The organism is Bradyrhizobium sp. P5_C12 (assembly GCF_054049735.1).
On record NZ_JBFULU010000096.1, the window covers coordinates 1 to 7,735 of the forward strand.

Here is a 7,735-nt window from a genome sequence, read left to right on the forward strand (position 1 = left end):
GCGCTGGGTTTCATCCCCAAAACGACCGAACGAGAGGTCATGCTCAACGCCATTGAGTTGGTGTTCTCTGGCGGTATTTACATTCCCTCTGAAATTCTGGAGGAAACACCGCGGCTTACGAATGAACCAACGACGCCCGACTTTCTCAGGGGTCTCGGATTGACCGATCGGCAGATCGAAGTGCTTGCGCTTCTGATGAAGGGAAAAAGCAACAAGATCATTGCCAAGACGCTCAACATGGCAGTGCCGACGGTGAAAAATCACATCACGGTCGTTCTCAAGGCGCTCAGCGTAACGAGCCGCACCGAGGCAGTCATAAAAGTAGGAAAAATGGGCTGGGAATCGCCGCCGAAATCCGAGTCATGAAGCCGCCCGGGTATCCCTCCCATCGTCATGATCCATCAAGAGCTCGTGCATGACAGCGCGGAGCCGCATCGGATCGACAGGCTTGTGCAGCAAGATGTATCCTCTATCCCTGACCTCGCGTGCTGGTTCAGGTGCCGTATCGCCGCTGATGAGAATAGCTGGAATGGACGAACCGAACGCCGCATTGATTTGTTCAATGGCTCGGATCCCGGTCTTTCCATTCGCAAGGTGATAATCCGAGATGATGAGATCGGGGCGCTGTTGGCGTTCCGCAAGTCGGGTAAGTGCCGCGTCGTCGGATCCGGTGGTAAGGGCGGTGTATCCCCATATGCCAAGCAATCCACCCGTTCCCTCCTGGGCAATTGGAGCATCGGTAATAACAAGAACGACCTTGCCTTCGACTGCAAAGGCCGCGGGGTGGGGAGAGTCGACGGGCTCGGCGGATGTGTCGCATTCATCGGCCATCGGAACCAGGATCGCGAATCGCGAACCTCGGCCCACGGTCGAAGCCAAGTCGATTGGATGGTTGAGAAGCAGGCGAAGCCTGTCGACAATAGCCAAGCCGAGCCCCATGCTGCCGTACCGGTTCCGGTCTCGGGCGGCCAGTTGAATGAACTCGCCAAAGATATTCTGTTTCTGATCCTCGGGAATGCCGGGACCACTATCCCATACTTCGATGCGCAACATTTGACCGCGCCGGCGACAGCCGACAATGATCCCACCCCGCAAGGTATAGCGCACAGCGTTGGATACCAAATTGAGCAGTATGCGTTCGAGCAGCATGGCGTCGCTCCGCACCCAGGCGTCGCTTCGCCTGACGCGTAGACGCAAGCCCGTTTCTCGCGTTGCCTGATCAAACGTCGTCTCTATTTTTTGCAACAGGCGCGCGATCGGGAATTCGGTAATTGTGGGTATGAGGATTCCAGCATCCAGCTTGGACATATCCAGCAGCGAATTGAGCATTTCATCCATTTCCTTGCGCGTTGCATCGACCAGCTCGATCGTCCTTGTCCGTTCCCCCGATCTGAGCGGCATGCGCAGCTGGGCAACGAACAAGCCCAGCGCATGCAGTGGCTGCCGCAAATCGTGGCTTGCCATGGCAAGGAAGCGCGATTTTGCTGCATTGGCGAGCTCGAGCTCCTGCGTACGCTCCGCGACCTTCCGTTCGAGTTCGATTTGCGCGCGGCGCAGACGTTTCTCCCCCCTTTTGCGGACCTCGACGTCGGCGCTCAGTAACAAGCTCGGAACCGTAATGCTGATCAGGAACATCAACACCAGCAGGAATGAAACGTTGATGTCCGCGGTCGTGAAGGGGCCGCCGCCCGTGAGCGTCCCCCAAACCGTGATGCCTGCAAGCACCAGCGCAACCGTTGCGGTGTCACGTGGGCCGCGGCGCAGCGCCGCCCACAACATCGGCAGGATCGCGAGAAAACCCAGTGGATCTCTGCTCGGCGTTTGCTCGATCAAGGGACTGAAAGCAATGAGGCCAACGGCCGCCGCTGTTGCGAGGACGCCGACCGTCTCCAAAAAATCATTGCGGTTGAAAGCATGGTCGTGGCTTGATGCCCAAAGCACGATAACGGGGGCAATGACCAGCGCGCCGGTCACATCTCCCAGCCACCATGTGACCCAGGCGTTCGCGAAATTGGTCCGATCGGTGTACCCGGCGGTCGCCAGGCTGGTCAGTCCAATGCTGGCGCTGATCGGCGTCGCGATCACGATGCAGATCAGAGCAAACTTCGCGACAGAATTTGGTCTCGAAAACGTATGACGTCCGCGCGACCATCGATTGACCAGATAAGCGCCAACAACGGCCTCAAGAGTGTTGCCGGTCGCAATCGCAATTGCGGTGACAACCGAGCCGGCGGTGGTCGCATTGGCGATCACCGCGGCAATGAAGATTGCGGGCCAGGTCCGATACCCCCACAACAGCACCGCCGCCAGCGCGAGACCCGTCGGTGGCCAGATGGGCGTTGCACTGGGATGAACAGAGGCGAGAGCGAGGCCGCCTTTTGCCAGGACGAAATAGGTCACTCCAATCGCGACCAGGCTGCCGGCATACCTGGTGCCTCGGCGAAAATTTATCTCCGGCGCTAGCGATCGTGGATCGGTCATCGTCGACGCCTGGACCAGGCAGTTGGATTGTCCATCATGGCTGACCTTTTGATCTCCCTGACAAGGATCGAAGATCGCTACTTTGTTTACCAAGCGGTTGATCGACACCCCCAACGTCCGACCGGTGCGACAATGTAAAACTCGGCAAGATGCGCTCAGATCGAATTGATCACTGCAGTCTGCTGACGGACGAAGAGATGGCGTGTGTTTGGTTCACGAGGGCAAACTCTCTACCGATGCCGATCGGCATCGGCTTGGGGGTTGGAATGGGCGTGGCGGTGAATAAAACGGAGACGGGGCCTTCCGGACGAATGCTTTGGGCCTAGGACATTGCCAGCCATGAGAACGGTAGCAACTGAGGACATTGACAGAACTGAATAGACTGCCATTGCTAACTCCTGCGAACTTGGGACTACAGCTCGAGGATCTAAAGTCGCACCAACTTTTCGGAGCTAAGCGGCCTGTCGGTGACTCTGATAGGAATCAAGGCCGCCCCACAACCCCGGCGGCACCGCAATTGCCCTGCATAATCGCAAATCGGGTTCGTTGAGGAAACTACCCATTTCGAGTTAGCAGAACGCGCAGCCGGTAGTTCCCCGCAAAGTCTGAAATGGGTCATTTTCGACGGATTCACCCGGGGAGTGTCGGCAGGCTGATATCCGCTCCTGTCCGTAAACGCCGATCCGGGGCTGGGGGAGCGGCTGTTCCTTAGCAGGATCAAACATGTCGTCGCGTGGCAACGCGCTACGATAGGCTCGCCGCCAACTATCTTGCCTTCGTTCAACTCGCGTCAATCAGGCTTTGGCTACGCCTTAATGAGTCCGCGTCTTAGTAGGCGAGGTTGAGCAATGTGCCGACGCGCTCGGAGGTGGCGGGATGGCTGCGAAGCAAGCGCATCGGATCATGCACGAATGCGGACGTGCGGCTTGGTGCAGAGCCGGTATGATGGCGCTCCAGCTTGTCGAGTGCAGCGATCAGCGCTCGCGAGTCGCCGGTCAGTTCGAGCGCAGTTGCATCTGCATCCAGTTCGCGAACGCGCGACAGAGCAAGTCCGAGGAGCTGGCCGAGAGCTGGTGCTGCGCTCAGCAGCATCGCCAATGGCCGGCTTGGTGTCATGCCACCGTGATGATGGCTGGTTCGCAGCAGCGCGAGACCGGCGAGCGAGGTCCAATCGATCGCACGTCGCAACGTTGTCGCCCAGCCCATCGTCCAGGCGTCATTGTTGCGGATATGAGCGACTTCATGGGCCAATATCCCGGCAACTTCGTCGCGCGTCATGCCGCGTAGCAGGCCTTCGGTCAACACGATGGCACTGCGTTCCGGTCCGCCGAGTGCATAGGCATTCATGTCGCGCGGTGCCGGCAGACAATAGAGATCCGGCAATCGCATCAGCCCGGCCCGGCTGCAAACTTTTGTCAGGATGGCGAACAGGTCCGGCACCTCGGCTGGGGACAGCAGGCGGGCGCCGAACCAGCGATACACGTTCTCGCGCGAGATGACCGTTTCGTCGGGACGCGGCGTGCTTCCCGACAGCGCCCGCTGCATGCCCTCGGCTCCGCCGACGCTCCAGCCGCAGACGGCGAGCAGCAATGTCATGGCAAGGATCGCCAATTGAGATGATTGATGGTTCGCAGCCTGATGGGCGTGCCGCCGATGCCGGAACCGCCAAGAGTCTCTCGAATAGTCTCTCAAGCTCAGCTCGATACGGCATCGCAGGAAGAGGCCTGCCTGTCCCGACGGCCAGTGGATTTCCGCGGTGACGGCAGGGCCGCACCGTAAAACGCGCAGCATCTCTCGCGGCGCATGATGCACCAGAGCGAACGAAACGCTCGGCGTGAGGTCGGCAACGACATCTTGGCCGCGCCGATCGCCACGCAACGCCATCGGGCTTACGCCAGCGTGAATCACCCTTGTCCCCTCGTGCGCGTTCAACGCGAAAAGCTACGGATCTCCCGGTGTCTTGTCATGCGAGTTTCATGCCTTGGACACAGAAAAGTCCCGGTATCCACACGTGGAACGTCCGATCCGCTTCGGCGTAAGCCGTCCGGATGAGACCTCAGGAATCGGGCTCTGTTCAAGCTAAACCATGGTTTGGTCCGATAATGCCTTATTCGGCGCTGCACGTCGGAAACGACAGATGTGAGCGTCCGTTGCAGGCGTGACAGCCAGGGACTCCACTTCTCAAATCGGCCGGAACTCGTCATTGTGCCGGTCCGAAACGACGAGAAGTGGAGCAGCATCAAATGTCGGACAAGGTCTCGCGTCGCCGGTTCGCGAAAATCGCGGGATTGTCCGCAGCCGGGATAGCCAGTCCGCTTGGGATGGCGGACGCCAAGGCCGCAGCGGCGCCGGGTGGCGGAAGCGGCTTTCCGGCGGGTTTTGTCTGGGGCACGGCGACCTCGTCCTATCAGGTCGAGGGCGCTGTCAAAGAGGACGGGCGAGGGGCCTCGATCTGGGACAAGTTCGTCCGTATTCCCGGCAAGATCGAGGACGGCACCACAGGCGACCGCGCCAACGAGCACTATCACCGCTACAAGGAGGATATCGCGCTCATCCGCGACCTCGGCTGCAAGGCCTACCGCTTCTCGGTGGCCTGGCCGCGCGTGTTTCCCGATGGCGACGGCAAGCCGAACCCGAAGGGGCTCGACTTCTACAATCGCCTGGTCGACGAACTCCTGAAGAACGGCATCGAGCCGTGGTTGACGCTGTATCACTGGGACCTGCCGCAATCGCTCCAGGACCGCTTTGGCGGCTGGCGCTCGACGGAGACCTGCAAGATCTTCGGCGACTACGCCGCCTATGTCGCCGAGCACCTGACCGATCGCGTCAAGAACGTGTTCACGCTGAACGAGAGCGGCCGCTTCGTCCTTTTCGGCTATGGCCTCGGCATCGACGCGCCGGGCGTGACGCTGCGGCAGGCCGAGGTCAACCAGATCAGGCACAACAGCGCGCTCGCGCACGGGCTCGCCGTGCAGGCGGTGCGCGCCCATGGCCGCCCCGGTACCCGCATCGGACCGGCCGAGAACATCGATGCCTGCGCGCCCGCGATCGACACGCCCGAGAACGTCCGCGCCGCCGAGATCGCGCTGCGCGAGATGAACGCGGGCTATCTCAACGTCATCATGGAGGGCCGGTATACCGATGCCTTCCTGAAATTCGCAGGCCGCGACGCGCCGAAATACACCGACGCGGAGTTGAAGATCATCTCCTCGCCGGTCGACTTCCTCGGTCTCAACATCTACGCACCGCAGAACTATGTGGTGGCCTCCGACCAGGGCGCGGGCTTCATTCCGCTGCCGATCCCGAAATCCTTTCCGCACATGAACTCGGACTGGCTTCGCGTCGGTCCCGAGACGCTCTACTGGGTGCCGAAGCTGGCCGCAAAGATCTGGAAGACGGATGCGATCTATATCAGCGAGAACGGCACTTCCGGCGAGGACAACGTCACGCCCGACGGCAAGATCTACGACACCGACCGCATCATGTACCTGCGCAACTATCTGTCGCAGCTCCAGCGCGCCACCGCCGAAGGCGTGCCGGTGCGCGGCTATTTCCTCTGGAGCCTGATGGACAATTTCGAATGGGTGTTCGGGCTCAACAAGCGCTTCGGGCTCTATCACGTCAATTTCGACACCCAGGTCCGCACGCCGAAACTCAGCGCCAGCTTCTATCGCAACGTGATCGCAAAGAACGCGTCGGGGGTGTGATGCCTTCGCCTCTCCCCGCTTGCGGGGAGAGGCCGAATTTTACGCGCAGCGGAAAATTCGGGTGAGGGGGACTCTCCGCGCGTCCATCTGTTGCCGTATGCGCGGCACCACCGCGAAATTGCGCGACTGCCGCTGTTTTGCCTGACGCATCAATTGCTTCGCGAGCGCGACCGCGCCTCATCCGCCTTCCGCTTTTCTACTGTGCATGGGGTTGTTTTCGAGTTTTTTGCAAACAGGAGGCGCGCCAGCGCGCATTGACTCCATTCTCCCCCTGATTCAAAACGCCTCCAACCATTCAAAAAAGAGGACAACGCCAATGACCGATGCACTCATCATCGATGCCTGCCGGACGCCGCGGGGCGTCGGCAAGGCCGGCAAGGGAGCGTTGTCCGGGATTCATCCGCAGCAACTGGGCGCGACTGTGCTGCGCGCGCTCGCCGATCGCACCGGTATCAACACCGCCGACGTCGACGACATCGTCTGGGGCTGCAGCGCGCAGGTCGCAACCCAGAGCGGCGATCTCGGGCGGATGTCGGCGCTCGATGCCGGCTACGACGTGCGCGCGAGCGCCGTGACGCTCGACCGCTTCTGCGGCTCCGGCATCACCAGCGTCAACATGGCGGCCGCCTCGATCATGTCGGGCTCCGAGGACCTCGTCATCGCCGGCGGCTGCGAGATGATGTCGATGGAGGGACGTCGCGGCGGCGGTCCGATGATGATGGACGGCGGCAATCTGCGCCTGCGTGCGCGGCATCCGCAGTCGCATCAAGGCGTCTGCGCCGATGCGATCGCGACCATGGAAGGCATCACGCGGCACGATGTCGACGCGCTCGGTCTCGAAAGCCAGAAGCGCGCGGCGTACGCCATCGAGCACGGCCACTTCAAGAAGAGCCTCGTGCCCGTCCATCGCGAGGACGGCAGCCTGGCGCTCGACCACGAAGAGTATCCGCGGCCGCAGACCACGATGGAAGGGCTCAGCAGCCTGAAGCCCGCATTCCCCGCCATCGCCGACTATGCGCTCGACGACAAGGGCACGACCTATCGTGGCCTCATCCTCCAGCAATATCCCGACCTCAAGATCGACTTCGTGCACCACGCCGGCAATTCGTCGGGCGTCGTCGACGGCGCCGCCGCGATCCTGCTGGCCTCGCCGGCTTACGCCAAGGCGCATGGCCTGAAGCCGCGCGCCCGCGTGGTTGCGATGGCGAACATGGGGGACTCGCCGACCCTGATGCTGAACGCGCCGGTGCCGGCCACGCGCAAGGTGCTGGCGAAGGCGGGGCTCTCCATCGACGACATCGACCTGTTCGAGATCAACGAGGCCTTTGCGGTGGTTGCGGAAAAATACATCCGCGACCTCAAGCTCGATCGCGCCAAGGTCAACGTCAATGGCGGCTCGATCGCGCTCGGCCATCCCATCGGCGCCACCGGCTCGATCCTGATCGGCACCGTGCTCGACGAGCTCGAACGGCGCGGCCTCAAGCGCGGCCTCGTCACCATGTGCGCCGCCGGCGGCATGGCGCCTGCGGTCATCGTCGAGCGCGTCT

General features: G+C 61.4%; 5 protein-coding genes and 1 pseudogene. 4 read left to right on the plus strand and 2 right to left on the minus strand.

The window, feature by feature from the left end; all coding sequences use genetic code 11:
* Positions 1 to 366, plus strand: a 366-nt coding sequence (locus tag ACXJMY_RS37340) for a response regulator transcription factor (RefSeq protein WP_456624352.1), incomplete at its 5' end; no start/stop codon positions are given.
* Here ACXJMY_RS37340 and ACXJMY_RS37345 read toward each other — a convergent pair.
* Positions 361 to 2,589, minus strand: a complete 2,229-nt coding sequence (locus tag ACXJMY_RS37345) for an MASE1 domain-containing protein (protein ID WP_456624353.1) — start codon at positions 2,587 to 2,589, stop codon at positions 361 to 363. The genes ACXJMY_RS37340 and ACXJMY_RS37345 overlap by 6 nt on opposite strands.
* Before the next feature lie 596 nt (positions 2,590 to 3,185).
* On the opposite strand from ACXJMY_RS37345, the pseudogene ACXJMY_RS37350 reads away from it, so the two are divergent.
* Positions 3,186 to 3,313 (plus strand): annotated as a pseudogene (locus ACXJMY_RS37350) (IS5/IS1182 family transposase); the annotation flags it as partial.
* Here the strand turns inward: ACXJMY_RS37350 and ACXJMY_RS37355 are convergent.
* The gene (locus tag ACXJMY_RS37355) at positions 3,310 to 4,365 is read right to left on the minus strand and encodes a M48 family metalloprotease (protein ID WP_456624354.1); all 1,056 of its coding nucleotides are present in this window, start codon (positions 4,363 to 4,365) and stop codon (positions 3,310 to 3,312) included. The pseudogene ACXJMY_RS37350 and the gene ACXJMY_RS37355 overlap by 4 nt on opposite strands.
* A gap of 359 nt (positions 4,366 to 4,724) precedes the next feature.
* Here ACXJMY_RS37355 and ACXJMY_RS37360 point away from each other — a divergent pair, with 359 nt between their 5' ends.
* Both ACXJMY_RS37360 and ACXJMY_RS37365 read left to right on the plus strand, forming a co-directional pair.
* Positions 4,725 to 6,188 carry a GH1 family beta-glucosidase gene (locus ACXJMY_RS37360; protein ID WP_456624355.1) on the plus strand — a complete coding sequence of 488 codons (1,464 nt, stop codon included), beginning with the start codon at positions 4,725 to 4,727 and terminating at the stop codon, positions 6,186 to 6,188.
* Between the two features lie 316 nt (positions 6,189 to 6,504).
* On the plus strand, positions 6,505 to 7,735 hold a 1,231-nt coding region (locus ACXJMY_RS37365), incomplete at its 3' end, for an acetyl-CoA C-acetyltransferase (RefSeq protein ID WP_456624356.1).

Bases quoted from the DNA above. Each gene is read 5' to 3' on its own strand.
- ACXJMY_RS37355 (WP_456624354.1), bottom strand. From the start codon at position 4,365: ATGGCGTTGCGTGGCGATCGGCGCGGCCAAGATGTCGTTGCCGACCTC.
- ACXJMY_RS37360 (WP_456624355.1), top strand. From the start codon at position 4,725: ATGTCGGACAAGGTCTCGCGTCGCCGGTTCGCGAAAATCGCGGGATTG.